The organism is Bradyrhizobium sp. P5_C12, from assembly GCF_054049735.1.
Genome location: NZ_JBFULU010000007.1, coordinates 172,603 through 199,575 on the forward strand (window position 1 = coordinate 172,603; position 26,973 = coordinate 199,575).

Annotated in this window: 23 protein-coding genes; 9 read left to right on the forward strand and 14 right to left on the reverse strand. The window is 64.2% G+C overall.

The window, feature by feature from the left end:
- The first annotated feature begins 35 nt into the window (after positions 1-35).
- Positions 36-2,744 carry an autotransporter family protein gene (locus tag ACXJMY_RS09080; RefSeq protein ID WP_456618979.1) on the forward strand — a complete coding sequence of 903 codons (2,709 nt, stop codon included), beginning with the start codon at positions 36-38 and terminating at the stop codon, positions 2,742-2,744.
- Positions 2,745-2,790: 46 nt separating this feature from the next.
- On the opposite strand, the gene ACXJMY_RS09085 is transcribed toward ACXJMY_RS09080, so the two are convergent.
- The 3 genes from ACXJMY_RS09085 to ACXJMY_RS09095 all read right to left on the reverse strand — a co-directional run bounded on the left by ACXJMY_RS09085 (position 2,791) and on the right by ACXJMY_RS09095 (position 8,246).
- Complete coding sequence (locus ACXJMY_RS09085) at positions 2,791-3,141, reverse strand: hypothetical protein (RefSeq protein WP_456618980.1); 351 nt, start codon at positions 3,139-3,141, stop codon at positions 2,791-2,793.
- A gap of 204 nt (positions 3,142-3,345) precedes the next feature.
- A complete protein-coding gene (locus ACXJMY_RS09090; RefSeq protein ID WP_456618981.1) occupies positions 3,346-4,797 on the reverse strand; it encodes a short-chain fatty acid transporter in 1,452 nt (483 codons plus the stop codon).
- A gap of 50 nt (positions 4,798-4,847) precedes the next feature.
- Positions 4,848-8,246 (reverse strand): molybdopterin-dependent oxidoreductase, encoded by a 3,399-nt coding sequence (locus ACXJMY_RS09095; RefSeq protein ID WP_456618982.1) that lies wholly within the window; start codon positions 8,244-8,246, stop codon positions 4,848-4,850.
- Between the two features lie 124 nt (positions 8,247-8,370).
- On the opposite strand from ACXJMY_RS09095, the gene ACXJMY_RS09100 reads away from it, so the two are divergent.
- Positions 8,371-9,063 carry a GntR family transcriptional regulator gene (locus ACXJMY_RS09100; protein WP_456618983.1) on the forward strand — a complete coding sequence of 231 codons (693 nt, stop codon included), beginning with the start codon at positions 8,371-8,373 and terminating at the stop codon, positions 9,061-9,063.
- Between the two features lie 2 nt (positions 9,064-9,065).
- Here ACXJMY_RS09100 and ACXJMY_RS09105 read toward each other — a convergent pair whose 3' ends face one another.
- Positions 9,066-9,953, reverse strand: a complete 888-nt coding sequence (locus tag ACXJMY_RS09105; protein ID WP_456618984.1) for a DUF2147 domain-containing protein — start codon at positions 9,951-9,953, stop codon at positions 9,066-9,068.
- Positions 9,954-10,188: 235 nt separating this feature from the next.
- Here ACXJMY_RS09105 and ACXJMY_RS09110 point away from each other — a divergent pair, with 235 nt between their 5' ends.
- Complete coding sequence (locus tag ACXJMY_RS09110) at positions 10,189-11,172, forward strand: alpha/beta hydrolase family protein (RefSeq protein WP_456618985.1); 984 nt, start codon at positions 10,189-10,191, stop codon at positions 11,170-11,172.
- A 28-nt stretch (positions 11,173-11,200) separates the two neighbouring features.
- Here ACXJMY_RS09110 and ACXJMY_RS09115 read toward each other — a convergent pair whose 3' ends face one another.
- Entirely contained in the window at positions 11,201-11,983 is a 783-nt protein-coding gene (locus ACXJMY_RS09115) for a transporter substrate-binding domain-containing protein (protein ID WP_456618986.1), read from the reverse strand.
- A gap of 117 nt (positions 11,984-12,100) precedes the next feature.
- Between ACXJMY_RS09115 and ACXJMY_RS09120 the strand changes: the two genes are divergently transcribed.
- Positions 12,101-12,598, forward strand: coding sequence for a DUF1993 domain-containing protein (locus ACXJMY_RS09120; RefSeq protein WP_456619082.1), 498 nt, complete (start codon positions 12,101-12,103; stop codon positions 12,596-12,598).
- Positions 12,599-12,667: 69 nt separating this feature from the next.
- Here ACXJMY_RS09120 and ACXJMY_RS09125 read toward each other — a convergent pair whose 3' ends face one another.
- The 6 genes from ACXJMY_RS09125 to ACXJMY_RS09150 all read right to left on the reverse strand — a co-directional run bounded on the left by ACXJMY_RS09125 (position 12,668) and on the right by ACXJMY_RS09150 (position 18,889).
- Positions 12,668-13,135, reverse strand: coding sequence for a hypothetical protein (locus tag ACXJMY_RS09125; RefSeq protein WP_456618987.1), 468 nt, complete (start codon positions 13,133-13,135; stop codon positions 12,668-12,670).
- A gap of 266 nt (positions 13,136-13,401) precedes the next feature.
- The gene (locus tag ACXJMY_RS09130; RefSeq protein ID WP_456618988.1) at positions 13,402-14,391 is read right to left on the reverse strand and encodes a hydroxyacid dehydrogenase; all 990 of its coding nucleotides are present in this window, start codon (positions 14,389-14,391) and stop codon (positions 13,402-13,404) included.
- A 34-nt stretch (positions 14,392-14,425) separates the two neighbouring features.
- Entirely contained in the window at positions 14,426-15,526 is a 1,101-nt protein-coding gene (locus tag ACXJMY_RS09135) for an ABC transporter ATP-binding protein (protein WP_456618989.1), read from the reverse strand.
- A 20-nt stretch (positions 15,527-15,546) separates the two neighbouring features.
- Positions 15,547-16,458 (reverse strand): carbohydrate ABC transporter permease, encoded by a 912-nt coding sequence (locus ACXJMY_RS09140; RefSeq protein WP_456618990.1) that lies wholly within the window; start codon positions 16,456-16,458, stop codon positions 15,547-15,549.
- A complete protein-coding gene (locus ACXJMY_RS09145) occupies positions 16,458-17,396 on the reverse strand; it encodes a carbohydrate ABC transporter permease (RefSeq protein WP_456618991.1) in 939 nt (312 codons plus the stop codon). The genes ACXJMY_RS09140 and ACXJMY_RS09145 overlap by 1 nt, the downstream gene beginning before the upstream one ends.
- 152 nt (positions 17,397-17,548) lie before the next feature.
- A complete protein-coding gene (locus tag ACXJMY_RS09150; RefSeq protein WP_456618992.1) occupies positions 17,549-18,889 on the reverse strand; it encodes an ABC transporter substrate-binding protein in 1,341 nt (446 codons plus the stop codon).
- A gap of 488 nt (positions 18,890-19,377) precedes the next feature.
- Between ACXJMY_RS09150 and ACXJMY_RS09155 the strand changes: the two genes are divergently transcribed.
- Positions 19,378-20,160 carry a Spy/CpxP family protein refolding chaperone gene (locus tag ACXJMY_RS09155; RefSeq protein ID WP_456618993.1) on the forward strand — a complete coding sequence of 261 codons (783 nt, stop codon included), beginning with the start codon at positions 19,378-19,380 and terminating at the stop codon, positions 20,158-20,160.
- 111 nt (positions 20,161-20,271) lie between these two features.
- Positions 20,272-20,649 (forward strand): response regulator, encoded by a 378-nt coding sequence (locus ACXJMY_RS09160; protein ID WP_456618994.1) that lies wholly within the window; start codon positions 20,272-20,274, stop codon positions 20,647-20,649.
- Positions 20,650-20,715: 66 nt separating this feature from the next.
- Here the strand turns inward: ACXJMY_RS09160 and ACXJMY_RS09165 are convergent, their stop codons facing one another.
- The 3 genes from ACXJMY_RS09165 to glk form a co-directional block, all read right to left on the reverse strand.
- On the reverse strand, positions 20,716-20,871 hold the full coding sequence (locus ACXJMY_RS09165; protein ID WP_456618995.1) for a hypothetical protein: 156 nt from the start codon (positions 20,869-20,871) through the stop codon (positions 20,716-20,718).
- A gap of 144 nt (positions 20,872-21,015) precedes the next feature.
- Positions 21,016-21,222 (reverse strand): hypothetical protein, encoded by a 207-nt coding sequence (locus tag ACXJMY_RS09170; protein ID WP_456618996.1) that lies wholly within the window; start codon positions 21,220-21,222, stop codon positions 21,016-21,018.
- 142 nt (positions 21,223-21,364) lie between these two features.
- Positions 21,365-22,351 carry a glucokinase gene (gene glk, locus ACXJMY_RS09175; protein ID WP_456618997.1) on the reverse strand — a complete coding sequence of 329 codons (987 nt, stop codon included), beginning with the start codon at positions 22,349-22,351 and terminating at the stop codon, positions 21,365-21,367.
- A gap of 257 nt (positions 22,352-22,608) precedes the next feature.
- Between glk and pncA the strand changes: the two genes are divergently transcribed.
- The 3 genes from pncA to ACXJMY_RS09190 all read left to right on the forward strand — a co-directional run bounded on the left by pncA (position 22,609) and on the right by ACXJMY_RS09190 (position 26,568).
- Positions 22,609-23,247 carry a bifunctional nicotinamidase/pyrazinamidase gene (gene pncA, locus ACXJMY_RS09180; RefSeq protein ID WP_456618998.1) on the forward strand — a complete coding sequence of 213 codons (639 nt, stop codon included), beginning with the start codon at positions 22,609-22,611 and terminating at the stop codon, positions 23,245-23,247.
- Between the two features lie 16 nt (positions 23,248-23,263).
- The gene (locus ACXJMY_RS09185) at positions 23,264-24,379 is read left to right on the forward strand and encodes an alpha/beta fold hydrolase (RefSeq protein WP_456618999.1); all 1,116 of its coding nucleotides are present in this window, start codon (positions 23,264-23,266) and stop codon (positions 24,377-24,379) included.
- 155 nt (positions 24,380-24,534) lie between these two features.
- Positions 24,535-26,568, forward strand: a complete 2,034-nt coding sequence (locus ACXJMY_RS09190) for an NAD(+) synthase (protein ID WP_456619000.1) — start codon at positions 24,535-24,537, stop codon at positions 26,566-26,568.
- Positions 26,569-26,973 lie beyond the last annotated feature (405 nt).

The window sequence follows — 26,973 nt, forward strand, 5'->3', positions numbered from 1 at the left end:
GCGGCAACAAGACCAAAAACAAGGAAGTGAGCGCCATGCGCCAATGCATCGGGGCAGCAGCGATTTCACGACCGATCGATGACAAGCGGCAGTTGAGCCAATCGCGTTCACTACTCTCTCGCAGAGGCGCTCAATTCCGTCGTCTGCTGCTGGCGAGTGTCTCGGTGGCCATGCTATCGGCGCTGCTGCCGCGATCCGCGGCGGCGCAAACGTGGACCGGAGCCACAAGCTCCGACTGGATGACTGCCACCAACTGGTCAACCGGAACGCTGCCTGTCGCCGGCGTTACGGCCAATATCAATGTCACATCCCCCAACCCGACCGTCCTCAGCGGTGGGGCGACCGCCGCGACCGGCGGCATTTCTGTTGGCTCTGGTGTTGGATCATTCGGCAATCTGACAATTCGGGACGGGAGTAAGCTCACAAGCAGCGACGGCGTGTTCCTTCGAGTTGCCCAGGGAGGCACCGGGATCGTGACGGTCACCGGAGCCGGATCGCAGTGGATCCTGTCCGGCGCCCAGCTGGTCGTTGGTTTCGCCGGCAACGGCACGCTCAACGTCGAGAACGGCGGTGCCGTCATCGCGCAAAACGGCCTCAGACTGGGGAACAGCGTCGGGAGCTCCGGCACGCTCAACATCAGCAGCGGCGGCATCCTGCAGACGACGGGCATAACCGTCGGCACCGGGACGCGRCAGATGAACTTTGATAACGCCATTGTCCGGGCATTGGCCAATACCGCCTCTTTTTTCAATGGAAGCGTCAACCAGATCAATATTGCCGCTGGCGGACTGACGTTCGATACCAATGGGTTCAACGTCAAAACGATTGCCTTCAGCGGCATCGGTGGATTGACCAAGATCGGCGCCGGGACCTTCACGCTGAGCGGCGGCAGTACGTATACCGGCGAAACGGTGATCCAGCAGGGCACGCTTGCGCTGGCGGGCCCGGCAACCTCTGCTGACAATGCCCTCGCGAGCTCACGCCGGGTGGTCGCGAACGCAACGTTCGACATTTCAGCAATCACCGGCGCCGGCTCGCATATTCAGAGTCTCGCAGGAACCGGCACCGTCAATATCGGCGCAAAGGACCTCATCATCACCAATGCGAACGATACGTTCGCCGGAGCCATCAACGGCACCGGCGGGCTGACGATGACGGGCGGCACGCAGACGCTGTCGGGAAGCAACACCTATGGCGGCGCGACCCAGGTAACGGGCGGCACGCTCCGTGCCGGCGCCGCGGGCGCCTTCAGCGCCACGTCCGCCTATGTCGCAACTGCGGGCGGAACCTTCGACCTGAACGGCTTCAATCAGACCATGGCCTCGCTGGACAATGCCGGTACGGTGCGGACCGGCGGCGTCCCGGGCGCCACGCTCGCGGTGTCAGGCAATTATGTCGGCAGCGGCGGCACGCTTGCGCTCAGCACCGCGCTTGGCGGTGACGGCTCGGTGACGGATCGCATGGCGGTGCAGGGAAGCACGTCGGGCGCATCGACGCTGCAGATCACCAATGTCGGCGGCTCGGGCGCCCAGACTGTCGGAGGCATCAAGGTGATCGATGTCACTGGTGCTTCGAACGGCACCTTTGCATTGCTGGGCAACTACGTCATTAGCGGCCAGCAGGCCGTCGTCGGCGGCGCCTACGCCTATACGCTGCAAAAGAACGGAATCAGCTCGCCGACCGATGGCGACTGGTATCTGCGCTCCAGTCTCATCAATCCCCCGGCCACGGCGCCGACGGGACCACTCTACCAGCCCGGCGTTCCCCTCTATGAGAACTATGGACAGGTCTTGCTCGGGATGAACCAGGCGCCGAGCCTGCGCCAGCGCGTCGGAAGCCGCTATTGGTCAGGCAGCGAAGCGATGGCGCGTGCCGGCGTACCCACCGCGCCGGCTGCGGATGTTTCGTGGACGCAATCGGCGTTCTGGGGCCGCATCGAGGGCGGTCAACTTGCGTTGCAGCCCACGAACACTACAAGCTCCACCTATAAGGCTGACGAGGCAAAGGCACAGACCGGCCTCGACGGCATTGCGCTCGACAACAGTCGTGGCCGATTGATCGTCGGCCTGACCGCGCAACATGGCCTGACCAACGCCGATGTCAGCTCGTTCTTCGGCAACGGGCGCATACGCGTCGAGGGAACGGGCGTCGGAGCGACCGCCACCTGGTATGGACACGATGGCTTCTATGTCGACGGCCAGGCGCAGACCATGTTCTATCACAGCGACCTGTCGTCGGATCTGGCCGGCAGCTTGGCCCATGGCAATGAAGGTTTCGGCTACACCTTCAGTGCGGAGGGCGGCCGGCGCATCGCAGTTGGCAATGGTTTCTGGCTGACGCCGCAGGCGCAACTCTCCTATTCGAAGGTCGACTTCGACGCCTTTACCGATCGCTTTGGCGCGCTCGTCTCCCTGAGCAAGGCCGACAGCCTGCTCGGCCGCGTCGGATTGTCAGTCGATCACCAGAGGACGTGGACCGACGGTTCGGGAATCGTCCGCTCCGATGTCTATGCGATCGGCAATCTTCATTACGAGTTTCTCGACGGCAGCAGAATCGATGTGGCCGGCACCGGCTTCGCCAGCGCCAACGACCGGATGTGGGGAAGCATCGGCGGCGGCGGCAGCTATAGCTGGGCAAACGGACGCTACACGGTGTTCGGCGAGACGACCTACCGCGCGAGTCTTCAGGCGGCCGCCGGAAACTACGGTTACAAGGGCACCGGTGGCTTCCGGGTGGTCTGGTGACGGACGAAAGTGACGTCGGCCCCCATCGTTGGAACCGCACTGGCCTCTAGAGTTTCTCCGCTGTCCACGTTCCCGTGCACAGGGGGCCGCGCCAGGTGCCGGAGCCCGAGGTGCCGCTGAGCCGGCCAAAGCCGACCGCGCGCTTGATGCCGGCGCTCAAGGTGACGTTGATGCTGCCGGCATCGGCCACCCGGCCTGACGCCGTCACTGCGGCGCTGCTCGACGCGATCTGGCCATTGTTGATTCCGATCGAGACGGTTGCGCCGTTGCCGCAGGTCTCGCTCGACGATGCGATACGAACATTCCATGCGCCGTCGAACGTGCTGGCGCTCGCCTGCGCTGCCGGCCATGCGATGGCGACGATGATGGCGAAAAGACACTTGCGAAAGCCGTGCATGACACGCCCCTGTGAGTGAACCTGCAGGCATCGTGGCATGGGCGTGGGGCGGGCGATGTGAGGGCAGTCACGCCTCCCAGAGGTTCTGTGAGGTGGCGCACCGTCGCGGCTGCGGGCGCCTGCCGGCGGGCAGGGCGGTTGGCGCGGAAATGCCGTTCTCCGGCAGCGAGATTCGCACGAAATCCCGCTGCCGGGCCGGCTTTCTCAGGGGAGGACCGGAGGATGATAGGTGAAGGTCGACATCAGGATCGCTGCGACGATCATGACGATCGGGAAATGCACGAAAAACTGGACCGACGTGTAGCCGATCAGATCCTTGGATTTCAGCCCGAGGATGCCCAGCAGCGGCAGCATCCAGAATGGATTGATGAAGTTCGGCAGCGTTTCAGCGATGTTGTAGACCATGACGGTCCATCCAAGATGTGCCCCGACGGCGTTCGCAGCCTTCATGATGTAGGGAGCTTCGATGATCCATTTGCCGCCTGCCGATGGAATGAAGAATCCCAGGACCGCAGAATAGATGCCGACCAGAAAGGAGAAGGCGGTCGTGCTGGCGGAAGCATCGACGAACCAGTGTGCAATCGTGTCCGACAGCGTCACGCCTTTGGCGTTCGGCACCTTGGTGAGCATCTGGGCGATACCCGCGTAGAACGGAAACTGCAGGAGCACGCCCGACACGCTCGGCATCGCCTTGGAGAAGGCCTCGAGAAGACCCCGGGGGCGCCAGTGCAGCAGGATGCCGAGGATCAGGAACACGAAGTTGTAGGTATTCAGACCTGACAGCGTGATCAGCGGATTGCCCGACTGGAAGGTCTGCCACAGCCAGCCAAGGGCGAGGACGACAATCAGGATCGTCAGGATCGGGCTGAATTCGAGGAAGTCGCCGGGCCGGGTGGGGGCCTTGGGCTTGATCGTGTCGTCCTCCAGCGACACTCCGAGGTCCTCCGCGGTCTTGGTCTGCGCGGTGTTCGGCGCGGTCAGGTAGCAGATGACGGCGGAGAGGACTGTCACCAGGACGGTGGTCAGCAGATTTTGCCAGGTCAGGATCGTCTCGGAAAACCCGATGATTCCGGTGATGGGCAGCAGCGAGCTTGGAATGCTGGCGGCGTTGGCCTGAAGCTGCGCGGCCGACGAGGTGATACCGAGCGTGAAGCCGCAGCCGAGACCGAGATAGCCGGCCGCGCCGGCCGCGCGATAGTCGAGCTTGATGTCCCTGCGTCGGGCGATTTCGCGCACCAGCAGACCGGAGAAGATGAGGCTTAGCCCCCAGTTGACCAGCGACAGCAGAATGCTCAGGACCCCGACAAATACCACCGCACCGCGTCCGGTGGACGGTATCGCTGCCAACCGCCGCAGTGCTGCCGCGACCGGCGGCGACATGGCGACCACGTAGCCTCCGATCGCAACCAGAGCCATCTGCATCGTGAACGGAATGAGGTTCCAGAAGCCGTCTCCAAAAGCGCGGCTGACCGCGAGCGGGGAGCCGCCATGCGCGATGGTGCCGATCGCGATCGCAATCACCGCGATGAGGACGAAGACATATGCATCCGGAAACCAGCGCTCGGAGAAGATGACGAGGCGTTGTGCGAACCTCGCCAGCAGATTGGCCTCGGTCGGTGCGTTCTCCGTGAGAGAATCTCCGGAAACAGTCGTCATTATCAGCCCCCTTTTTGGCAGTGATCGTGGTCGAAAGTCGTGGCGAGCGGTCAGAGTGCGAGCGTGAGCTCGGTGAGCGGTACCGCCTGGCATGTGAGGCAATGTTCGGCCGAACCGTCGTCGCCGCCGAGCCGTGCCACGCGGCCGTCGACAATGCGCATGGCGCAGCTTTCGCACTGGCCGACGCGGCAGCCGCTGGGAAGCTGCACTCCCGCCGCATGCGCCGCATCGAGAAGCGTGCCCAGTTCGGGCGACCAGAGGAAGCTCTTGCCGCTGCCGGCGAGATGAACCGTCTGGGGTTTCAGCATGGATGGGACTTCCGGCGGCGATGCGAAGGCTTCCGCAAAGATGTCGAACCGGGGAATGCCGCGCTCGACGAGCCGCGCCGTCATCGAGGACGTGAAGTCCGGCGATCCGCAGACATAGGCGAGGGGATTGCGGGAAAGCAGCGGATCGATCGCGGACAAGTCTAGCCGGCCGGCGTAGTCGTAATCCTCATGCAACCGGTCGGCAGGTTGCGGTGCCGTGAATGCCGTCACGAGCTTGAGTTCCGGCAGCTGCGTCTCGAGCTCCCGGAGTCGCGTTGCGAAAGGATGTTCACGTCCGTTGCGGCAAGCGTGGAGCATCAGAATTTCGGTGACCCGCTCGGCCGGGGCAAGGGCCGGCAGCGCCTCCAGGTGACTCATGAACGGCGTGATGCCGATGCCGGCGGCGAGAAAGACGAGAGGCCGATTGCCCTGCAGAGGCGGGTTGAATATCCCGCCGGGGGCCTGGAGGTGGACCTCGTCGCCAATCGCGAGGCGATGGACATGTTCCGAAAGATGAAGGCAGCCGCCCGCCGAATCCCCGGCGTTGGATGGCTGCTTCTTGACGGCGATGGAAAGCATGTTCTCGGCAGCTGTTCCGATCAAGGAGTAGGCACGAGCGATGTCCACGCCCGGCAGGCTCAGCAGGACATGCTGTCCCGGCCGATACGAAGGCAGCGCATCGTCGTCCTGCGGAGCGAGATCGATCGCGACGACGTCGTCGGCCTCGCGGCGAATCCCTGCGACCGAGAAGACGCGCCGCCCCGTCCAGCGTCCGCGGTTCGCAGCCTGGTCGCGACGAATGTCGCAGATCGTGGCGCGCAGAGGCACCGAGCCGCTGACCGGATCGCGCGACGCGTCGCTCAGGGCGTCGTTCATGTTCGAGGTCGCGAAGCCTGACGGCGGCGTGGTGTTCCGTCCCAGCGGCGGACAATCCTCCCACCAGCCGAACTCGGCCAGGACGACACGGTCGTCGAGAAATTCGTTCAGGCGGACTCGGAGGCGGACCTGGCCGTAAGGGGTCTGAACGATCGCCCAATCGCCGTCTTCGAGCCGGCGCTGTGCGGCGAGGGTCTTGCTGATCTCCACGGCCGGATCCGGCGATTTCTTGCGCAGCGACGCCACGTGCCGATGCGCACTGTGGACGAACCAGCCGCTCTTCGCCGTGGTCAGCACCAGCGGAAAATACTCGCGCGCGGTCATCGGACCGTCGGCCGGCTCGACATGGTTCGCCAACGGCGGATAGCCATGACCAAGCATCAGCTCGGAATAGATCTCCACGCGCCGCGTTGGCGTCGCGAATCCCGCGATCGTTCCATCGCTGCTTCCCTCAGCGTATTTTTCATGACGGAACGGCTGCGGAAAGCGCTTGCCCTCGGGATGGTGGCGCAATTGCTCGACGGTTATGCCGAGAGGAGCCAATTGATGATTCCAGCCGGCGCGGATGTCGCCGCCGAAGAATTCCTCCGCCATCCCCAATCGCAGCGCCAATTCCGCGACGATCTCGTAGTCCGCCTTGCATTCGCCGAGCCGAGCCAGCATCTGCGGCCGGAACTGGATCGTTTCGACGGCCTCCTGCGTGATCTCGAAGCCGATCTTCAGTGCATCTCTTTCCCAGGGCATGCTGGCCGGGAGCACGATGTCGGCATTCTCGGACGTCGGGTTCATGAACATGTCGACATGCACGTGGAAATCGAGCGCACGCAGCGCCTCGCGATTGCGCGAGGAATGTCCCTGCGACACCACGAAGTTCGTGCCGAAACTCATCAGCGTGCGGACGCGATAGGGCTCCCCTCTGAGCACCGCGCGGCTGAAGTCCCGCGCCGTGATCCATCCGCGGCTCGGCGGTCCGAGCGGCAGTTCGTCTAGGCCGAGAGCTTTCGCTTTTTGCTCCGCCGGCAACAGGCTGTAGTCGTTCACCGAACGTGTCGGCGGCGGGACCTGCCAGACATTCCCGCCCGGCCTGTCGCACGCACCGGTGAGAGCGTAGAGAGTTGCGATGGCACGCTCCGTGGCGGTCGCGTTCGTGTGCTGACCGACGCCCGTCCAGGAGTGATAGGCGAGCTTCGGACTGTTCTCGAACAGCGCGCAAAACGCTGCGACCTTGGATTCGTCGAGCCAGGTGGTCTCGGCGACGCGAGAGATCGTGTACGACGCGGCCTCCGCGGCGAGCAGGGAAAATGCGGTCGCCGCAGGGATCGCATATCCGTCCAGGCCATCGAGCGTGGCTTTGGCGTCCAGCCGGCAGTTCTCGGGATCAAGGAGCTCGACACGCGGGTCGTGGGCACGCGCTTGACCGTATCGATCCAGGGTAACGAAGGCTTCCGGCGGTTGATCCGGCCACAGATCGCTGGCCCGCACCAAGCCGCCAGAATGCGTGTTGACCAGGAATGGCGCGTTCGTCCAGCGCGTCACGAAGGCCGCATCCAACGAGTTTGTCGAAATGAGATGCCGGATCGCCGCCATTGCGAGAGCGCCGTCGGCCCCCGGACGAATGCGCAGCCATAGGTCGGCCTGCTGTCCCGATCCGTTGGGCTTGGGGTCGACCACGGCCACGCGTGCCCCTCGACGACGCGCGTCTGCGACGCGGGTTGCCTGCGCAAGCCATGTCCGCGCCGGATTGTGTCCCCAGAGCACGATGGTTTCGGCCCTGTCATAATCCGGAAAGCCGATCCCGCGACCGAACGTCAAGGCGTGGGCAAAATCCTTGTGCCAGCCGCAGACCTCGACTGCGTAGATCAGGTTAGGGCTGCCGAAGCATCTGATGAACCGCTCGACCCATTCGAAGCTGTCGACCATGGGGGTGCCGCTCGGCGTCGTGACGGCGAAGGCGACCGCTTCCGCTCCCGACGTGCCGCGGATCTGGCCGAGCTTCCCGGCAATCTCGTCGAGGGCTTCGTCCCATGAAATCTCAACCCAACCCGGGTCTGCGGCATCGCGCGGCGCGGTGCGGCGGAGAGGGTGGGTCAGGCGGCGCGGGCTATGCACCATTTCGGGCGCAGCGCGGCCTTTCGAACACAGGGCTCCGCCGGTCGGATGCCCCGGCAGGTTCTCCACGGCGACCATGCGGCCGTTCTCGACCACGGTCATCGAACCGCACCGCGAACGGCAAAGAGTGCAATAGCCGGGATAGCGTTCCGCCATAGACAGCCCAATGGTAGTGCATTACAGTAACGCGCTACATGCTTCGACGATGACACCTTCCTGTCAAGTGCATTCTTTGGGCGGTGCTGATAGATCGGGCGGCAAGCGGCGAGTCGGAGGCGACATGGACCAGAATCTGCGCGAGCAGGTCGTGCAGCAGGTGCGTGCAGAGATTATTTCTGGTCAGAGCATGCCGGGCACGATGTACTCGGTGCCGACCTTGGCCGCGAGCCTCGGTGTGTCGACGACGCCTGTGCGGGAAGCGCTGCTGGAGCTGTCGCGGAGCGGACTGATCGAACCGGTCCGCAATCGCGGCTTCAGGGTTGTCGAGCCCACCTTGATGGAGCTTCGCAATCTGTTCGATCTGCGCGACGTTCTCGAGCTCCATGCCGCGTCATTGGTCGCGCGCAAGCCGGACAAGGATCTGAGTGCGCTTTATCCTTGGGCTGAAGCCATCGCGCGCGCGGTCAAGACCGAGGATATCGGGCTCTATATCGAGGCGGATCGAACCTTCCATCGATTGCTGACGGACGCGGCCGAAAATCCCCGTCTGACCGAGATGGTGATGGGATTGCGCGACCAGATGCGGCTCTACGGGATCAATTCGCGCGCGGGCCTCGCTCGTCAGAACGAGTCCGCACCCGAACACTTCCGGATCATCGAGCTGGCGAGCGCAGGCAAGGAAGAAGCTCTCACGAATCTTCTTCGGCACCACATCAGGGCCTGGGAGCCGATCTTCGTCGAAGCCCTCTCCCAGGTCGGCACCTTCCGCGAGCCGATCGCTGGCACGCGCAAGCGCCAGCTCTCGCCGACCTAGCTCTAGTTCACCCGCGTCCAGGTCTGGCCGCCGCAGAACATGCCGCCGAAGGCGCAGCCCTGCACGCGCAGGCGGTCCGTGCCCTTCAGCGCGATGGTGGAATCGTAGGTCGAGCCGGTGTTGGGATCGAGGATGCGGCCGGACCATTTCTGGTCCTTGCCGGGCTTCATGTTGATCAAGACCTGCTCGCCGTTCTGGTTCGACTTGGTGTCGACCGAATAGCCGCAGAGATTGTTGCCGCATTGCTCGATGCGGACTTTGCCTTCCTTCTCCTCGGTGAGCCAGATACCGAGCGGTGAGTTGAGATCGCGCGTGGGCGCCGCTGCGGGGGCGGGGGTGACGGCCGCGGATTGAACCGGCGCGGGAGGCGGCGCTGGGGGCGCGGGCGGTGCCACAGCCACTGTCGGGGCAGGCGGCGGAGGCGGCGCGGGTGGTGCCGCGGCCACCGTCGGGGCGGCAGCTGGGGCCAGCTGAGGCGGCGGCACGAGTGCGTTTTCGGCCGGAGCATTGTTTGCGGTGGGAGCCGGAGGCGCCGGCGGGGCAGGAGGCGCCGCGGCCACGGGAGCCTGTACAGGGGCCTGCTCGGCCGCCGGAGGCGCGGCGACAGGTGCGGGTGCCGGCGCGGGACTGGCCGGTTGCTGCGGATCAGCCTTGGCTTGTTGCGGCGCTTGTTGCGGCGCATGGGGGTCCGCTTTCGGGGCCCCCTTGGCGTCGTTCTTGGCCTTCTTCGCCTTGCCCTGGCCTGTGTTGTCGTAGACGCCGGGAATCTGCACCGTGCCGCGGTCCGGATCGATGCGGATGGTGCGCCCGCCATATTCGAAGGTGTACTGCGCCTGAGCGGCGGTGCTCGCCAACAAAAGGAACGCGGCCGTGGCCAACAGCTTCCTCATTTCCATCTCCTGAACAGGTGGTCCCCGCACCGACGTCTACGCCTCGGTCCGATCGCAAAACGTGATCTAGATCACGTTCACCGTATGAGTCGCCCTCCCTCCGGTTCCGGTTCAATAGCGCCGAAGTCGGTCCACAGTTGGGCGGCTTTGGCCGTGCGGCGGCGCGAGGGGCTTGCCTGGACGATCCGTGCTGATTGAATGTGTTCGATGGCGCACGCTGACGGAGACGCTGATCATGCTGCGACGATCTTGCCTGATGATGCTCACAGCGGCCTGTTGTCTGGTCGCGACTGCGGTGCAAGCGGCCGGGCTCCGCTTTCTCGAGGTGCCCGCGGACGCCAGCGGGCCCGCGCTCAAAGGCTTGGTGTGGACACCTTGCGCGGCCCCGCCTTCGGAGGTCACGCTGGCCGGCGGTGTTGTGCTGCCGGGCGTCAAGGATTGTCCGGTCGCGGGCAATCGACTGCCGCTGATCGTCGTCTCGCACGGCCGGCGCGGCTCGTATCTCGGCCACGTCGATACAGCGATCGCGCTGGCCGATGCCAGCTTCGTGGTGGCGGCGATCAACCACCCGGGCGATACCGCCAGGGACAGCAGCCGGACCGATGAGTTCTCCGTGCTGGTCGAGCGTCCCGCCGACATGAAGCGGCTTGCCGATTTCATGCTCGGCGCCTGGACGGACGCTGCGGTTCTCGACCCCAAGCGGATCGGCCTGTTCGGATTCTCGCGCGGCGCCTATACCGGCCTCGTCGTGATCGGCGGCAACCCCGATTTCGGCGCGCTTGCTCCGCTCTGCGAGAGAGAGGGCGCGACAACGCCGAAATGCCAAGCCATTCGCGATGGCCTTGTCCCAACTGAAGCGGCCGTGCACGACCCCCGCATCAGAGCGGCTGTGCTGGCGGATCCGCCCCTTTATGAAGGCCTCTTCAACCGGGAGCGCCTCGCCAATGTGACGATCCCGATTGTCTTATGGCGTTCGGCGCTGGGCGGTGACGGCGTCGTGCCCGCTTCAGTCGATGCGCTGGAACAAATGCTTCCCGCGCGCCCCGACTTCCGGATCGTGCCGAACTCGTCGCACTTCTCCTTTCTTGCGCCATGTCCACCCAAGCTGGCCGAAGCCGCGCCGATCCTGTGCACTGATCCGCCTGGGTTCGACAGGAAAGCGTTTCACGACACGTTCAACGACGCAGCCGTGAGCTTCTTTCGCAAGCATCTGGAGTGACGGACAAGGTCGGTCGCCGGTCGAGCCGCTAGTCGAACCACGCGGCGTAGATCTTCCTGTAGCTGCCGTCCTCCATCGAGATGTGCAGCCACTGGTCGACAAAGGCCTTCAGCGCCATGTCGCGCTGGAGCCAGTAGGCCTTCTCGGAGAAGTCGAATGGCTTTTCGGGGTGCACCGCGCAGAGCACGCCGGGATGCTGCTTCTGCTGGTAGCGCGTCTCGGAGGCATCCGTCATCATCAGATCGGCATTGCCCTTGGCGATCTCGTCGAAGATCACGGTGTTGTCGGGGAAGACGTTGATCTCGGCGTCCTTGACGTTGGCGCGCGCGAAGCGCTCGTTGGTGCCGCCGGGATTGACGATCACGCGGGTGCCCTTCTTGTCGATGTCGGCGATGGTCTGGTATTTGCCGACGTCGGCGCAGCGCGCGATCGGCGTCTTGCCCTCGCGCATGATCGGCATCGAGAAGACGCCCTTCTTCTGCCGGTCGAGCGTGACCGAGACGCCGCCCATCGCGATGTCGAACTGGTCGGCCTCGAAGTCCTTCATCAGCTTCGGCCAGGCCGTCGGCACGAATTCGACCTTGACGCCGAGCGCCTTGCCGAGCGCCTCGGCCATGTCGACGTCGAAGCCGCTGAACTGCTGCGTGGTCTTGTCGAGGTAGGTGAAGGGCTTGTAGTCGCCGGTCATGCCGACGCGCAAAGTGCCGCGCTTGATGATCTCGTCGAGGCGCGAGGGCGCAGCTTGCTGCGCATGCGCCGAGAAGTTCGCCAGCAACGCCACCGCCAAGGCCGCCAGGATTCGAACGAACATGTCTTTGCCACCCCTGTGTAAGCTGTCATTGTGCAGCCCGTCAGGTGCGGATTTAAACCAGATGCCCGCCGCTGGCGAGATGGAATTGGAAGGAGAAGCCCGGTCGTGCCGATCTCAATGTACGAGGCCTCGGTTGGCCTGTTCGTGCCATACCTGCGCAATCTGTCCGGACTGCTCGACAAGGGCTCGGCTCATGCCGAGGCCCGCAAGTTCAATCCCGCCATTCTGCTCGGCATGCGCCTGTCACCGAACATGTACGACCTGGCACAGCAGGTCGGCGAGGCCTGCCGTCACGCGGTGGTCGCCCCGGCCTTGCTGGCCGAGCGCGAGCCGGTAGCGCTGCCGGTGCTGGAGCACGACATGGCCGGGCTTCAGGCCCGCATCGCGACATCGATCGAATTCATCGAGAGCCTGCCGCGCGGCGAGATCGATGCGGCGGCGGACCGCAACGTCTTCTTCAGGCTGAAGAACGGCACCGAGCTGCCCTTCACCGGGCGGACGCTGCTGCTGACCTTCAGCGTCCCGCAATTCTTCTTTCACGTGACGACGGCCTACGACCTGCTGCGGCACGCAGGCGTCGAGCTCGTGAAGAAGGATTATCTCGGACGGAAATAGTTGCGGGGGCTCGATGTTCGCCTCTCCCCAACGGGGAGAGGCGTACGAGATATGCGGCCCGACGGCGGGCTAGGCTTCGCCCTTGCGCTCGAATTCGGCGAGCGAGCTGCGGCCGGCGATCTCGCTGCGCAGCTCCTCGAAGCGCCGATGGGCCTCGTCCGCGCGCTCGTCGACGAGATGCACCGCGGCTTCGCTCGCCATTGGACCGCTGATCACGGGCGTGGATTGGTCGCCGATGGTCTCGTGCACGTAGTACTGGCCGTCGTCGCCGCAATGGACCGTCCATTTGAGGCGGATCGCCACCATCGGCCCGGGGCCGACCTTGCTGTAACCGTCGGCATCGGCCGGCTCCGGCACCAGCGGCTGTTCGTCGACCACGGGATGCTCCTCGGCAACCGGGTGCTCATCGACGACGGTTGTCTCGATCTCGTTCTCGCCCTCGGTCGCGGTGTCACGGACGACGAGGACGGGCTCGGGGTGCTCCAGGATGCTGGCGATGGTCGCCAGCGCGTGGTCGGTCGGGTCGATTTCTGACAAGGGTCCATCCTCCAGCTCGACGCGGCCGGCAAATGTGTCCCACTGCCGGCGCGGCTGGGCTTATTACGCGGGTTTGATTAAGGCTGAGTTGGGGCTCGATCTGCACCAAAATGGGACGCATTCTGGCGTTCCGAAGGCGTGCGGACGAAAGCATGATTCGGAAAAGTGCGCAGCGGTTTTCCGAAACGATCATGCTGAAACAATAATCTAAAGCGCGATGACGATTCATCGCGCTTTAGCCGCCCGCCTTCGGGGGGGGGGAGCACTCAGCCCAGCACGTCCTGATTGATGATGTTCTGCCGGATCGGGTCGCCATCGAGCACGCTGAGGATGTTGCGCGCGGTCTGCTCGCTCATGCGGCTCACCGCCTCGACGGTGACGCCGGCGACATGCGGGGCCATGATGACGTTCGGCAGCGCGAACAGCGCATTGCTGACCGGCGGTGGCTCCTGCTCGAACACGTCGATGCCGGCACCGGCGAGCTTGCCCGAGGCGAGCGCCTCATACAGCGCCTTCTCGTTGACGATGCCGCCGCGCGCGGTGTTGATGAGATAGGATTTCGGCTTCATCAGGCCGATCCGTGCCGCGTTGAACAGGCCAACCGTTTCCGGCGTCTTCGGGCAGTGGATGGAGACAAAGTCGGCTTGCGGCAGGGCGGCGTCGAGGTCGGCGACAGGTTCGCAACCGGCGGCCTTGATCTCGGCGGCTCCCTTGTAGGGATCGTAGACCTGTACGTTCATCTCCATCGCCAGGCAGCGCTTGGCGGTGCGGGTGCCGATGCGGCCGAAGCCGATGATCAGCACGGTCTTGCCGTAGAGGTCGAACGGCAGCATGCCGAGCCGCTCGGCCCATTTGCCATCCTTGACGCAGGCGTGCATCTCCTGCGCGCGCTTGGCGAGTGTCAGCATCATGAACAGCGCCTGCTCGGCAACCGAGGGGGAGTTCGCGCTGCCCGCGACCATCAGCGGCACCTTGCGGCGGGAGAGGGCGGGCACATCGACGGCGTCATAGCCGACGCCGATTCGTGTCACCACCTTCATGTCCTTCGATGCCTCGAGCTCGGTCTCGCCGAAGGCGGTGGCGCCGAGCGCCACGCCGTGGACCGGCGCGTGGCTCTTCAGCATCACCTCGAATTCCCTGGCGGAGATCAGGTTCGGAAACTCGACGAGCTCGATATCGTCCCGCTGGGTGAGGAGGGCGCGTGCCCCTTGCGACAAAGTTTGTGTAACGAAAATCTTCTTCTTGTTGGTCGCCATCTCTCCCCGCCTGCTCGCGTTTTCTGGCCGGCCGTCACAACACGGCGCCGGTCGCTTCGTTTAGCAGGTGCATGTTGTTGAGGTCCATCGCCAAACGCATGGGAGCCCCGTCCTTGGCGCCGGCATTGGGATCGACACGGCCGCAGACCGGCGTGCCTTCGAGCCCGAAATAGACCAGCGTCTCCATCCCCATCGGCTCGGTGACGTCGAGCACGGTGTCGAAGGTTTCTTCGCCGGGCTCCAGGTGCGCGTGGGCCTCCGTGAGGTGTTCGGGACGGATGCCGAGCAGCAGGTTTTCCGTTCGGGGCAGTGCGTTGTAGCGCGCGGCGCGGGCTTGCGGCAGCGGGAAGGAGATGCGGTCGGTCAGCCGGATGTTGAGCCTGCCGCCGACGTCCTCCAGCCGGCAGGGGAGGAAATTCATCGCCGGGGAGCCGATGAAGCCCGCGACGAAGCGCGTCGCCGGCTTGTGGTAGAGCTCGTTCGGCGTGCCGATCTGTTCGATCCGTCCCTTGTTCATCACCACCACGCGATCGGCCAGCGTCATCGCCTCGACCTGGTCGTGGGTGACGTAGACCGTCGTGGTGCGCACCTTCTGGTGCACCTTCTTGATCTCGATGCGCATCTGCACGCGCAGCTTGGCGTCGAGATTGGACAGCGGCTCGTCGAACAGGAAGACTTTTGGATTGCGCACGATGGCGCGGCCCATCGCGACGCGCTGGCGCTGGCCGCCGGAGAGCTGCTTCGGCTTGCGGTCGATCAGGTCGGTGATGTCCAGCAGGCGCGCGGCCTCCGTCACCCGCGCCTTGATCTCGGCCTTGGGATAGTGCTTGAGCCGCAATCCGAACGACATGTTCTCCGCGACCGTCATGTGCGGATAGAGCGCGTAGTTCTGGAACACCATCGCGATGTCGCGGTCCTTCGGCGGCACGTCGTTGACGACGTCGCCCCCGATCGTGATGTCGCCGTCGGTGATGTCCTCGAGCCCCGCGATCATCCGCAGCGTCGTCGACTTGCCGCAGCCCGAAGGGCCGACCAGCACGATGAACTCATGGTCGGAGATATCGAGATCGATGCCGCGCACGGCTTCGACATCGTCGTAACGCTTGATCACCTTGCGCAAGGAAACCTCGGCCATTGAACTTCAATCCTTCGATTTCAACCCTTCGTCGCGCCGGCGGTCAGGCCGGCGATGTAGTAGTCCATCAGGAAAGCATAGATGATCAGCGGCGGGGCTGCGCCGAGCAGCGCGCCGGTCATGATCTGACCCCAGTTGAAGACGTCGCCCTTGATCAGCGTGGTGGTGATGCCGACCGGCAGCACGAGCTGATCTATGGAGGTGGTGAACACCAGGGGATAGAGGAACTGGGCCCAGGACACCGTGAAGGCGAAGATGGTCGCGGCAATCAGCCCGGGCAGCGCCACCGGGATGAAGATCCGCGTCAGGGTCTGGAGCCAGGAGGCGCCGTCGATGATCGCAGCCTCATCGAGCTCCTTCGGGATCGAGGCGAAATAGCCGATCATGATCCAGGTGCAGAACGGCACCGTCAGCGTCGGATAGACGAACAGCAGCACGTACCACCGGTTCAGCAGCGTGATGCCGGTGATGTCCTGGACCGCCGCGAGCATCTTGAACAGCGGAATGAACAACAGGCTGTCCGGAACCAGGTAGGTCAGGAACACGCCGGTGGCGAGCGTCGTCGAGCCCCAGAACTTCATTCGCGCCAGCGCGAAGGCCGACGGGATGCTGATCAGCATGGTGATGATCACGACCACGATCGACACGATCGCCGAATTCCAGAAGAAGCGCAGGAACTGGTTCGAGGTCAGGAGCTCGACGTAGTTCGACAGCGTGGGGTGGAACACCCACCACGGATTGGTCGCGGCCGATATCTCCGCGCTGCTCTTGAGCGAGGTGATCAGCATGTAGAGCGGCGGCGTCAGCGAGAAGATCGCAAACAGCACCAGGAAGAAATAGGACCAGCGCAGCGCCCAGGTTCGGTCGCGGCTCATGCTGCCGTATTTGACCTTGCGGGTCGGTCCTGCCTTGTCGATTGCAAGCGTGCTCATCAGGCTTCGTTCCCGCGTTTGGAGACATCGCGAAGGATGAAGATCGCCGCGACCGCGAGGATCGGCACCATGAACAGCGAGACGCTGGCGCCGAGCGGAATGTCGCTGCCCTCGATGCCGACCTTGAAGGCCCAGGTCGCAAAGATGTGGGTTCGATCCAGCGGGCCGCCCGACGTCAGGATCCGGACGATATCGAAATTGGCGAAGGTGACGATCAGCGAGAACAGCGTGGTGATGGCGATGATGTTGCGCATCATGGGCAGGGTGATGAACCAGATCTTCTGCCACCAATTGGCGCCGTCGATCGCCGCGGCTTCATAAAGCTGGTCCGGCACGGATTTCAGCGCCGCCAGATACATGATCATGAAGAACGGCGCGCCGTACCAGACGTTGACGAGAATGACGGAAAAGCGCGCCCACGCGGTGTCGCCGAGCCAGTTGATGGGCCCGATGCCGAAGAAGGACAGCGTGTAGTTGAAGGCGCTGTAGGACGGATCGAACAGCCACAGCCAGGCCAGCGTGCTCATCGCCGGCGGGATGACCCAGGGCACCAGCAGCATGCCGCGCCATTTGCGCTGGCCTTTGGCCGGAATGTTGTGCACGAAATGCGCGACGATGAAGCCCATCAGCGCCTTGAAGAACACGGCGGTGACCGCGAAGATGCAGGATTGCTTCACCACCATCCAGAACGTGTCACGGCTGAACAGGAAGGTGAAATTGCCGACGCCGACGAATCTCTGCATCGATTTGTTCAGCGTCGCGAGATGGACGGAATAGACGGCGGGATAGAGCACGAACAGCGCAATCAGCAGGATCAGCGGCAACGTCAGGAAGAACGCCACCGACGATTTGCGTCCCATGGCATTGCGGAGGCTGCTGCGTTTGCGTGTGCTCGCCGCACGGACTGCACGACCCTGCTCAACGACGACGTCGGCCATGAATGGGCTTTCCTAACAGATTGGGCCTTCCTGACGGCTATCGAATGGCGAAGCCGGCCGAATGGGTCGGCTCCTTGCGCTACGCGGGTGTTAGAGGCGGGTTGCCCCGGCGGCTCGCGCGTGATGCGCGAACCGCCATGGCACACCCCCGGCTAACTCCGCATGAAGCCTTCGCACTCGCCCTCGGCCCAGGCGAGCGTCGTCTCCATCTTCTCGCCTTGCGAGAAACGCAGCGCCATCTTGGTCAGCGTCGCCTGGAAGTAGATCTGCTGCGCGATCTTGGGCGGCGCCGGGGACGCTGCGATCGACAGCGTCTGATGGTTATACGGGTTCGGATAGTGATAGAGCGTGCCTTTCGGCGGCCCTTCTTCCTGCCAGGTCTTCAGCGTCGTCATGTTGGCATAGGCGGGCAGATCGTAACCGCCGCTTGCCGCGACAAACTTTTCGATCGACGACGGCTGTGACAGATAGGTGAGGAGGCTCTTGGCGGCTTCCTTGTTCTTGCTGAAGCTCCACAGACCCCAGAAGTAGGGAAGGTAGGGCGCGAAGCGGCCCTTCGGCCCGGCGGGGAAGCCGTGGGTCCAGCATTGCTCGGCGACCTGAGGCGCGTCGCGCTTGGCGACGGCCCAGGCGCTCGGCGGGTTCAGGATCATCGCGCCGCGGCCCGAGATCAGCCATTTGTTGTTCGAGGCGTCATCCCAGGACGGCGCGTCCGGCGGCAGGAAGGCAATCAGCTTCTTGTAGTATTCGAGGGCTTGGYGAACCGCGTCGGTCTTCACCGTGACCTCGCCCTTGGCGTTGACAAGCTCGGCCCCGAACGACTGGAAGATCGCGCCCGCGGTGTCGACGCTGTCGGTGGTTTCGCCGAGGCCGATACCGAAGGGGAAGCCGCCCTTCTGGCAGGCCTCGGCCGCCTTCAGGAACGTGTCCAGGGTCCAGTTGTCTGCCTTGGGCGGCGCCCCGACCGGATACATTTCCTGGACGTCGATGCCGGCGAGCTTCTTCATCAGATCGATACGGGTGCAGGGTCCCTTGATCTGGCTGCCCGGAGTGGCGGGTATGGCGAGCCATTTGCCGCGCGACTGGCCGAGATATTTGACGGTGCCGTTGACGTCGCCGTTCTGCTTGATGAGCGGCTCCATCACGTCATTGAGCGGCTCGAGATTCTCGGAATAGGCGTGCGGCCACCAGGTCGGCATCTGCAGGATATCGTGGCCGGATTTGGCCTGGGCTTCGGCTGCGACCGTGAGCTGGATCTTGTTGTTGTTGCTGGTGATGTAGTCGATCGAGACTTCGACCTTCTCCTTGGCGCCCCACTCGTTGACGAGGGCCGTGGAGGCGTTGTTGGCGCCGGGCACCCAGTGGTCCCAGAAGCCGATCGAGAGTTTGCCCGCGGCGTGAGCGCCCCGGACATAGGGCGCCGTGATCAGCGCCGCGGAGGACATTGCAGTGGCAGCCACAAATTGACGTCGCGTCAGTGTCTTGCGTGACATCTCGTTTCCTCGCTTGGGTGTTTTATTGTTCTGGCGTTTCCTTTGACCTTCCGAGTTTTGCTTTTGATTTTCTTCTTGGAAGTTTCTTGTTAGTGCCTTCGCCTCGCTGGCTGATCACGCGCGGCGGGGCAAATTGGTAGCGCGATCAGATCATGATTGATCGCGTCTGTCGAGGAAGGCGAACAGCTCGTCGCCTAGAACTAACGTTGGCCCGGAACATGGCTGCGCTGCCCGGAAGCGCGGGCCGGATGTGAACCGCCGCCGCGCATTTTGCGACGCACACTTTGCGCGATGCCGGCTTGGGACATTGCGTGCGCAATTACGCCGCAGTTTCGAATAAGCCTGCATAACCGCTTCGCGCGAAAGACTTTTCGGGCGTGGAAAGCAATTCTCGGCGGCTAGACCGCGAAGCTGCGAAAACGATAGAGTTGTAACCGCCGGGTGGCTCTCACCCCGACAGGCCAAACAGATCGACGATGGAGACGAGAATGATCAACCCGGCGCCGCCAGTGCGGCTTTATCTGCGACGATGGTTCGCGCTGGGCTCCGTGCTGGCGATGCTGCTCGGCGCAGCCGCGGTGGCGAACGCGCAAGGCCTGGTCAAGGGCGTTCAGGATGGCGCTGCGGCCGGCAACAAGGCGGCCGGTCCGGTCGGCGGCGTGCTGGGCGGCGCGATCGGCGGCGTGGTCGGCGTCTTCACCGGCGTGCTCGGGGTCGGCAACAACAACAACCAGGCGCCGGCCGCCAAGGACGGAACCAAGGACGCCAAGCAGGATGCCAAGCAGCAAGGCGCCGGCAAGGACAAGGATGCCAAGAACGCCAAGGCGGGCAAGGGCGCCAAGGCGACCAAGGAAGCCAAGAACACACCCCAGGACAAGGACGTTACGGTTCTGACCCAGAGCGGCGCACCGCAGCTCACGGCCGACCAGATCGTCACCAACAGCGATTCCTATATCGAGCGGATCAAGACCGAGCTGAATTTGACGCCCGATCAGGAGAAGCATTGGTACGGCTTCTCCAGCGCCATGCACTACCTTGGGCATAATGGTGCAGAGCGGCTCAACCTGCGGGTCGCGCGCGCCAAGCGGGATCCCCCGGACGACATCGTCGAGCAGATGCGCAACGAGGCGCAGTTCCTGATCGACCGCGCCGCCGACCAGCGCAATGTCGCCGATGCTGCCGAACCGCTCTATTCGAGTCTCGACGACAAGCAGAAGCAGGTCTTCATCCAGGAGATGGTGCGCTTGAGTCACGAGCGCGGGTTGGATTGATCAACTTGAATCGGATCGGGCGCGTCCGAATTAACGCCGCCCGCCACGAATTCGTGAACGCTCCCGTAGTCTCGGTTATGATTAGGTTCGAGTGGTTGCTGCGGGGTTGATATGACAGGCGGGCTCTCCGTTTTCCTGGTTGAAGACGAGGCGTTGATCCGGATGATGATGGCTGAGATGGTGGAGGAGCTTGGCCACCATGTCGTCGCCGAAGCCGACAACGTTCGGGACGCCAGCGCCTTTGCGATGACCGCGCAGTACGACCTCGCCATCCTCGACATCAACCTCATGGGCGTCTATGTCGATCCCGTCGCCGACCTGATCGAACGCCGCGGCAAGCCGTTCCTGTTCGCGACGGGCTATGGGCCGGAACTGCTGCCGTCGCTGCTCCGGCGCCGGCCGATCCTGCGCAAGCCGATCTCCCTCGACCAGCTCAAGGCGATGATCGAATCGATGTTTCCGGAGACGTCCAGCTCCGTTCCGAGCTGATCGAGCGCAAACGAAAATGGCCGCCCGGAAGGCGGCCATTTGATTCCAGGGTTGTTCGCCGTCGTCTCACAGCAAGCCGGCGCCGAGGTCGATGCCGTGTGCCATCAGGCCGAACGAGGCGGCCAGGCCTGCGCAGCAGATCAGCAGGATGGTCTTGAACGAAGAATCGGCAAGACGCGTTTCGACAGCGGCCGGCATCGCGGCGAGTGAAATCATGCTCATGTTCATTCCCCCCTTTTGTTGACCTGAATTGCATCAGGTGAGGGAACTCTTAGAGCAAAAAGTTTTATGCGGGCTTGCGAGGGATCGTTAACAGAATCGCAATGGACGCGTGATCGCTGCGAGCAGCAGTCGTTACGACCGGTCTCAGTGGCGGCCGGCCTTCAGCACATTGGCAATGGTATGGGCCGTCATGGCGGCACGATCCGAGGCGCGCTGCTCGGCCAGCCGATCTCTGGCCTTTTCCTCGATCAACAGCTCGATCAGGGCCAGCCGCTTGTCCTCGTCGTCCGCCTCGGTCAGCAGGCGGTGATAGCGGTGATAGTCGAACCCAATATTGTTCTGCTTACGCATGTCACGCCCCCCGTACAGATACGCCACACACGGATTGATTGTTTCCCATCAGAAACAAACGGGCAAGTGTCATGCTGCGTGGAACCGCAATCACCTGTGAATTGCAGACCTTGAGGGGGCCGGCCGGGCGTTGTGCGCCGGCTCAATCCGGATTGTGGTCGGCAAACATCTTCAGGCCGACGAAGCTCGCATCGGGCTTCGTGACCAGCCTGGTCGGGATGTTGCGGAGATAGTCCTGGAAGCGTCCCTTGGCTTCGAAGCGCGCCCGGAATGCGGAGGCGACAAGGAATTCCGGGAAGCGCGGCACGATCCCGCCGGCGATATAGACACCGCCGCGGGCGCCGAAGGTCACGGCGAGATTGCCCGTGACGGAGCCGAGGATGGCGCAAAACATGTCCAGCGTTGCGCGGCTGAGTTCGCAACTGCCCTCCAGGGCCGCCTTGGTGATGGCAGCGGCATCGCGGTGCGGCACCTGAGCGCCGTCGACCTCGGCCAGCGCCTCGTAGAGGCTCTGAAGGCCGGAACCGGAGAGCGCGCCACGCTCGATCGAGACGTGGCCGAGGCGCCGGCGCAAGCACGCGATCACGCGTTCCTCGCGCTCGTTCTCCGCCGGCAGGGTGGCGTGGCCGGCCTCGGTAACGACGGCCAGCCGGGCACCATGGCGTTCAACCAGGCAGGAGACGCCAAACCCGGTCCCGGGCCCGACCACCAGCAACGGTTCTCCGGCCAAGCCGCCTTCTAAGCCGCCTTGGCCGCCAAGCGGAATCAGGTCGGCGGGCTGCAAGGCGGGCAGCGACCAGGCCACCACCTCGAAATCGTTGAGCACGTGCGCGCTGTCGAGGCCGAGCGTCGGCTGGAGCTCGTTGCCGTCGATGACCCACGGGCTGTTGGTCATGACGCAGCGGTTGTTGGTCACGGGTCCGGCGACGGCCAAGACGGCTCTTTTGGGCTGCTCGCCGGCGGACCGTCGCGCGAGGACATCGACAATGGCCTCCCGGACCGTCGGGAAGTCGGCGACCTTCACATAGTCGATCGATCCGATCTGGTCGCCCTGGCTCAGCGCAAAGCGCGCATTGGTACCGCCGATGTCGGCGAGAAGAATCGTCCGTTCAGTCTTGCCGATATCCATGACCAAATGGCTGCCGCGCCTTACCGGCTGCGGGAACCTTTTCCTCCGCTCCATCCGACCCGCGTGTCGCGGACGGCATCTAGAATCCGTCCTTGGGTGCATCTAGTCAACACAGACGAAGCCAAACCGTTGCATTCCCGGGGACGGAGCGCCGGGCCGTCCGGCCAGATCGCCGCACGCGGTCGGTGGTTGCGAAGCCGCGCGGGAAGATCGACATTGGAGCGGAGCGTTCGGCGTCGGTCGCGCCGGCGGATGGGATGGGAGCTGCGATGAAGATTTCCGACCGTGACGTGCTGCTGGTGATCGACGTGCAGAACGACTTCTGCACCGGCGGAGCACTCGCCGTTCCCGGCGGCGAGAAGGTCGTCCCCGCCATCAATCGCATCGCCCAAAAATTCACCAATGTGGTGCTGACCCAGGACTGGCATCCGCATGACCACGTCTCCTTTGCGTCGAACCATGCGGGCCGGCAGCCGTTTCAGACCATCGAGCTCGACTACGGCACCCAGGTGCTCTGGCCGGTACATTGTGTACAGGGCACGGCCGGCGCCGAATTCCACCGGCATCTGGAGCTCGCCAAAGCGAGCCTCGTGGTGCGCAAAGGATTCCGCCGTGGCATCGATTCCTATTCGGCGCTGTTCGAGAACGACCACAAGACGCCGACCGGGCTGCTCGGGTATTTGCGCGAACGCGATCTGAAGACGGTTTTTCTCGCAGGTCTCGCGCTCGACTTCTGTGTCCGCTTTTCGGCGGAGGATGCCCGCAAGGCGGGATTCGTGGTCGCCGTTGTCGAGGACGCGTGCCGCGGCATTGACTTCGACGGCTCCGTGGCCGCGACGCACCAGAGTTTTCGGGAGCGGGGCATTTCGGTGGTCAGCCTCGAGGCATTCCTGTGAGGGTGGTGAGATAGACGTGGTGGAGAAAACCGGCAAACCGCCAAGCGGACCCGGGCATGTCCCGGATGACCCGCTGCTGTGGCCGTTTGCGGCGGCGCGCCTTGCCATGGATGCCTGCTTCTGGTGGCTTGAGCGCGCCCCGGCGGAGCGGGACGACAGCAGCCTGCCGTGGACGACGCCCAATACCGTTGCGCTGGAGCTTGCGACCATGCGCCTGCGCGACTGCTCGCGGGCCCGGTCCGGACCGCCGGCCCTGGTCTGCGCGCCCTATGCGCTGCACCGTGCCCTGATCGCCGACTTCGCACCCGGCCACAGCGTGGTGCAGTCCCTGCAGAATGGCGGCATCGATCGGGTCTATCTCACCGACTGGCGCTCGGCCTCGCCGGACATGCGCCATCTCTCGATCGACAGCTATCTCAGTGATCTCAACGTCGCCGTCGACGAGATCGGCGCGCCGGTCGACCTCGTCGGCTTGTGCCAGGGCGGATGGCTGTCGCTGCTCTATGCTGCGCGTTTCCCGACCAAGGTGCGGCGGCTGGTCCTGGTCGGGGCGCCGGTCGACCTCTCGATCGACTCGGCGCTGTCGCGGCTCGCCCGCAACGCGCCTGAGGCGGTCTATGACCAGCTCGTCGCGCGCGGCGGCGGCAATGTCAGCGGTGATGAGATGCTGCGGTTCTGGTCGAAGGCGCCAAGCCGCGACGATATTGCGGTGGCCTTGCAGAAGAGCCTCTCGGACGCGGAAGGCGCGGCGCTGCTCGCGCGCTTCGATCGCTGGAACACGGAAACGCTCGATCTGCCCGGCACCTATTATCTCCAGATCGTCAACTGGATTTTCCGCGAGAATCGGATCGCCGGCGGCCATTTCACGGCGCTGGGCCGCGCGATTGATCTGAAGGACGTCAAGGCGCCGGTCTTCCTGTTGGCGGGGCTCGACGACGACGTCGTCCCGGCCGCGCAGGCGCTCGCCACCGCCAATCTCCTCGGCACGCCGCCGGCCTTCGTTGCGGCGGCCTCCGAGCCCAGCAACCATCTCGGCCTGTTCATGGGCGCGCGGACCCATGCGCATGCCTGGCCCCGGATCGCCGGCTGGCTGCGCGACGATCTGACCAGCGTGCTGGCGCGCAGCGCCTGAGGCCGCCGGATGGGTGGGCAGGCGAGGACGCAAATCCGTTATGCATGACGGCGAATGGCCTGCACGGGGCCATGTCGATGGGCTAAATATGGCCCGGAGCGACGGCGGCCGGACGACGTCCGCCGGTCGCGAAGAGATCAAGGGTACTGCACTCGATGAGTTTTCACTCGATTTACGCCCACGGATTTGCGCGCGTGGCGGCCTGCGTCACCACCTCCCATGTGGCCGATCCCACGGCCAATGCGAGGGCCGTCCTGGCGGCGGCGAGTGCCTGCCATGAGCAGTCGGTGGCGGTTGCCGTGTTTCCCGAGCTGTGCTTGTCCGGCTATGCGATCGAAGACCTCGTCATGCAGGATCCGCTGCTCGACGCGGTCGAGCGGGGGCTCGCCGCGATCGTCGAGGCCTCCTCGGAGCTGATGACCGTCCTCATCGTCGGTGCGCCGCTGCGCTTCGGGGCCCGCATCTACAATTGCGCCGTCGTCATTCACCGCGGCACCGTTCTGGGCGTGGTGCCCAAGACCTACCTGCCGACCTATCGCGAGTTCTACGAGGGACGGCATTTCGCCTCCGGTGCCGGCATCGCCGGTGAGGCCATTGCGATCGGCAAGCTGTCCGCGCCGTTCGGCGTCGATCTCATGTTCGCGGCCGAAGACGTCCCCGGCCTGACCATCGGCGTCGAGATCTGCGAGGACATGTGGATCCCGGTGACGCCGGCCTCGGAGCTCGCGCTGGCGGGTGCGAGCGTGCTGATCAATCTGTCCGGCAGCCCGATCACGATCGGCCGGGCACGCTCGCGCGCGCTGCTGTGTCAATCGACATCGGCGCGCTGCCTTGCGGCTTACGTCTATTCGGCCGCCGGAGCAGGGGAGTCGACCACTGATCTTGCCTGGGACGGCCAGACCTCGATCCATGAGAACGGCGTGCTGCTGGCCGAGGGCGAGCGATTCCGGCAGGGCGGCCAGATCACGCTCGCCGACGTCGATCTCGATCTGCTGCGGCAGGAGCGTGCCTCGATGGGCACGTTCGATGACAACCGCCGGCAGCGCGAGGGCTTCTTTCGCAGGATCGCCTTTGCCGTGAAGCCACCGGCCGCCGATATCGGGTTCCTGCGCAAGGTCGAACGCTTTCCGTTCGTGCCGAGCGACGAAAGCCTGCTCGAGCAGGACTGCTACGAGGCCTACAACATCCAGGTCGCCGGGCTCGTGCAGCGCATGCGCGCGACCGGCACCAAGCGTGTCGTCATCGGCGTCTCCGGCGGTCTCGATTCCACCCACGCGCTGATCGTTGCCGCCAAGGCGGTCGACCTCCTCGGGCTGCCGCGTGAAAACATCCTCGCCTACACCATGCCGGGCTTCGCCACCGGCAGCGAGAGCAAGACCAACGCGCTGGCTTTGATGAAGGCGTTGCAGACGACCTGGCAGGAGCTCGACATCCGCACCACGGCGACGCAAATGCTGAAGGACATCGGCCATCCCTTCGGCAAGGGCGAGAAGGTCTACGACATCACCTTCGAGAACGTGCAGGCGGGCCTGCGCACGGACTACCTGTTCCGGCTCGCCAATCATCACGGCGGCATCGTCATCGGAACCGGTGATCTCTCGGAACTCGCACTCGGCTGGTGCACCTATGGCGTCGGCGACCAGATGGCACACTATAATGTCAACGCCGGCGTGCCCAAGACCCTGATCCAGCATCTGATCCGCTGGGTCATCGCCTCGAAGCAGTTCAGCGACGACGTGAATCGGACGCTTGGGTTGATCCTGTCGGCGGAAATCTCGCCCGAGCTGGTTCCGGTCAAGCCCGGGGAGAAGCCGCAGAGCACCGAAGCCTCCGTCGGCCCCTACGAGCTCCAGGACTTCAACCTGTTCTACACGCTGCGCTTCGGCATGCGGCCGTCCAAGATCGCCTTCATGGCGCAGCACGCCTGGAAGGACGTCGCCAAGGGCGAATGGCCGCCGGCGTTCCCGAGCGACCGGCGCAAGGCTTACGACCTTCCGGAGATCCGCCGCTGGCTTGAAGTCTTCCTGCGCCGTTTCTTCGCCTTCAGCCAATTCAAGCGCTCGGCCATGCCGAACGGACCGAAGGTGTCGGCCGGCGGTTCATTGTCGCCGCGTGGCGACTGGCGCGCGCCGTCGGATTCGAGCGCGGCGGCCTGGCTTGAAGATCTCGAGCGGAATGTGCCGAACTGATCGGGCAAGACCGCTCACAGGGCGCATCAACGAAATCGCGCCGCACGGCCCATGGCCGGCGGCGCGACATCGCGTTCGATGTAGAAAGTTCGAGGTCCGGAGTGCCTAGGAGTCCGGACCTCTCACCTTGCCCCAGCCTTCAATCCCCCGCCCCATGCGGTCCCCCAACCCCATGTAGCGCGATCGAGGGTGATGCCCTTGGAAGTGGCCGCCGATCGATGTGCGCGATGTACGTGAGATCGGGATAGGATTCCATTCCGGATCACTACGGAGACAAACGTGCCGATGCTGCACGTTGATGCATTGGTCTGCATGGACTCGATCACTGCTGCCTGAATTCGATGCACGCGACCGGAAGGATGTCCACATCTGCTCGGCGTCGCGGAACCCGCATTTCACGGGCCT

Bases quoted from the DNA above. Each gene is read 5' to 3' on its own strand.
- ACXJMY_RS09085 (WP_456618980.1), bottom strand. From the start codon at position 3,141: ATGCACGGCTTTCGCAAGTGTCTTTTCGCCATCATCGTCGCCATCGCA.
- ACXJMY_RS09090 (WP_456618981.1), bottom strand. From the start codon at position 4,797: ATGACGACTGTTTCCGGAGATTCTCTCACGGAGAACGCACCGACCGAG.
- ACXJMY_RS09095 (WP_456618982.1), bottom strand. From the start codon at position 8,246: ATGGCGGAACGCTATCCCGGCTATTGCACTCTTTGCCGTTCGCGGTGC.
- ACXJMY_RS09100 (WP_456618983.1), top strand. From the start codon at position 8,371: ATGGACCAGAATCTGCGCGAGCAGGTCGTGCAGCAGGTGCGTGCAGAG.
- ACXJMY_RS09105 (WP_456618984.1), bottom strand. From the start codon at position 9,953: ATGAGGAAGCTGTTGGCCACGGCCGCGTTCCTTTTGTTGGCGAGCACC.
- ACXJMY_RS09110 (WP_456618985.1), top strand. From the start codon at position 10,189: ATGCTGCGACGATCTTGCCTGATGATGCTCACAGCGGCCTGTTGTCTG.
- ACXJMY_RS09115 (WP_456618986.1), bottom strand. From the start codon at position 11,983: ATGTTCGTTCGAATCCTGGCGGCCTTGGCGGTGGCGTTGCTGGCGAAC.
- ACXJMY_RS09120 (WP_456619082.1), top strand. From the start codon at position 12,101: ATGTACGAGGCCTCGGTTGGCCTGTTCGTGCCATACCTGCGCAATCTG.
- ACXJMY_RS09130 (WP_456618988.1), bottom strand. From the start codon at position 14,391: ATGGCGACCAACAAGAAGAAGATTTTCGTTACACAAACTTTGTCGCAA.
- ACXJMY_RS09135 (WP_456618989.1), bottom strand. From the start codon at position 15,526: ATGGCCGAGGTTTCCTTGCGCAAGGTGATCAAGCGTTACGACGATGTC.
- ACXJMY_RS09140 (WP_456618990.1), bottom strand. From the start codon at position 16,458: ATGAGCACGCTTGCAATCGACAAGGCAGGACCGACCCGCAAGGTCAAA.
- ACXJMY_RS09145 (WP_456618991.1), bottom strand. From the start codon at position 17,396: ATGGCCGACGTCGTCGTTGAGCAGGGTCGTGCAGTCCGTGCGGCGAGC.
- ACXJMY_RS09155 (WP_456618993.1), top strand. From the start codon at position 19,378: ATGATCAACCCGGCGCCGCCAGTGCGGCTTTATCTGCGACGATGGTTC.
- ACXJMY_RS09160 (WP_456618994.1), top strand. From the start codon at position 20,272: ATGACAGGCGGGCTCTCCGTTTTCCTGGTTGAAGACGAGGCGTTGATC.
- ACXJMY_RS09165 (WP_456618995.1), bottom strand. From the start codon at position 20,871: ATGAGCATGATTTCACTCGCCGCGATGCCGGCCGCTGTCGAAACGCGT.
- ACXJMY_RS09170 (WP_456618996.1), bottom strand. From the start codon at position 21,222: ATGCGTAAGCAGAACAATATTGGGTTCGACTATCACCGCTATCACCGC.
- glk (WP_456618997.1), bottom strand. From the start codon at position 22,351: ATGGATATCGGCAAGACTGAACGGACGATTCTTCTCGCCGACATCGGC.
- pncA (WP_456618998.1), top strand. From the start codon at position 22,609: ATGGGAGCTGCGATGAAGATTTCCGACCGTGACGTGCTGCTGGTGATC.
- ACXJMY_RS09190 (WP_456619000.1), top strand. From the start codon at position 24,535: ATGAGTTTTCACTCGATTTACGCCCACGGATTTGCGCGCGTGGCGGCC.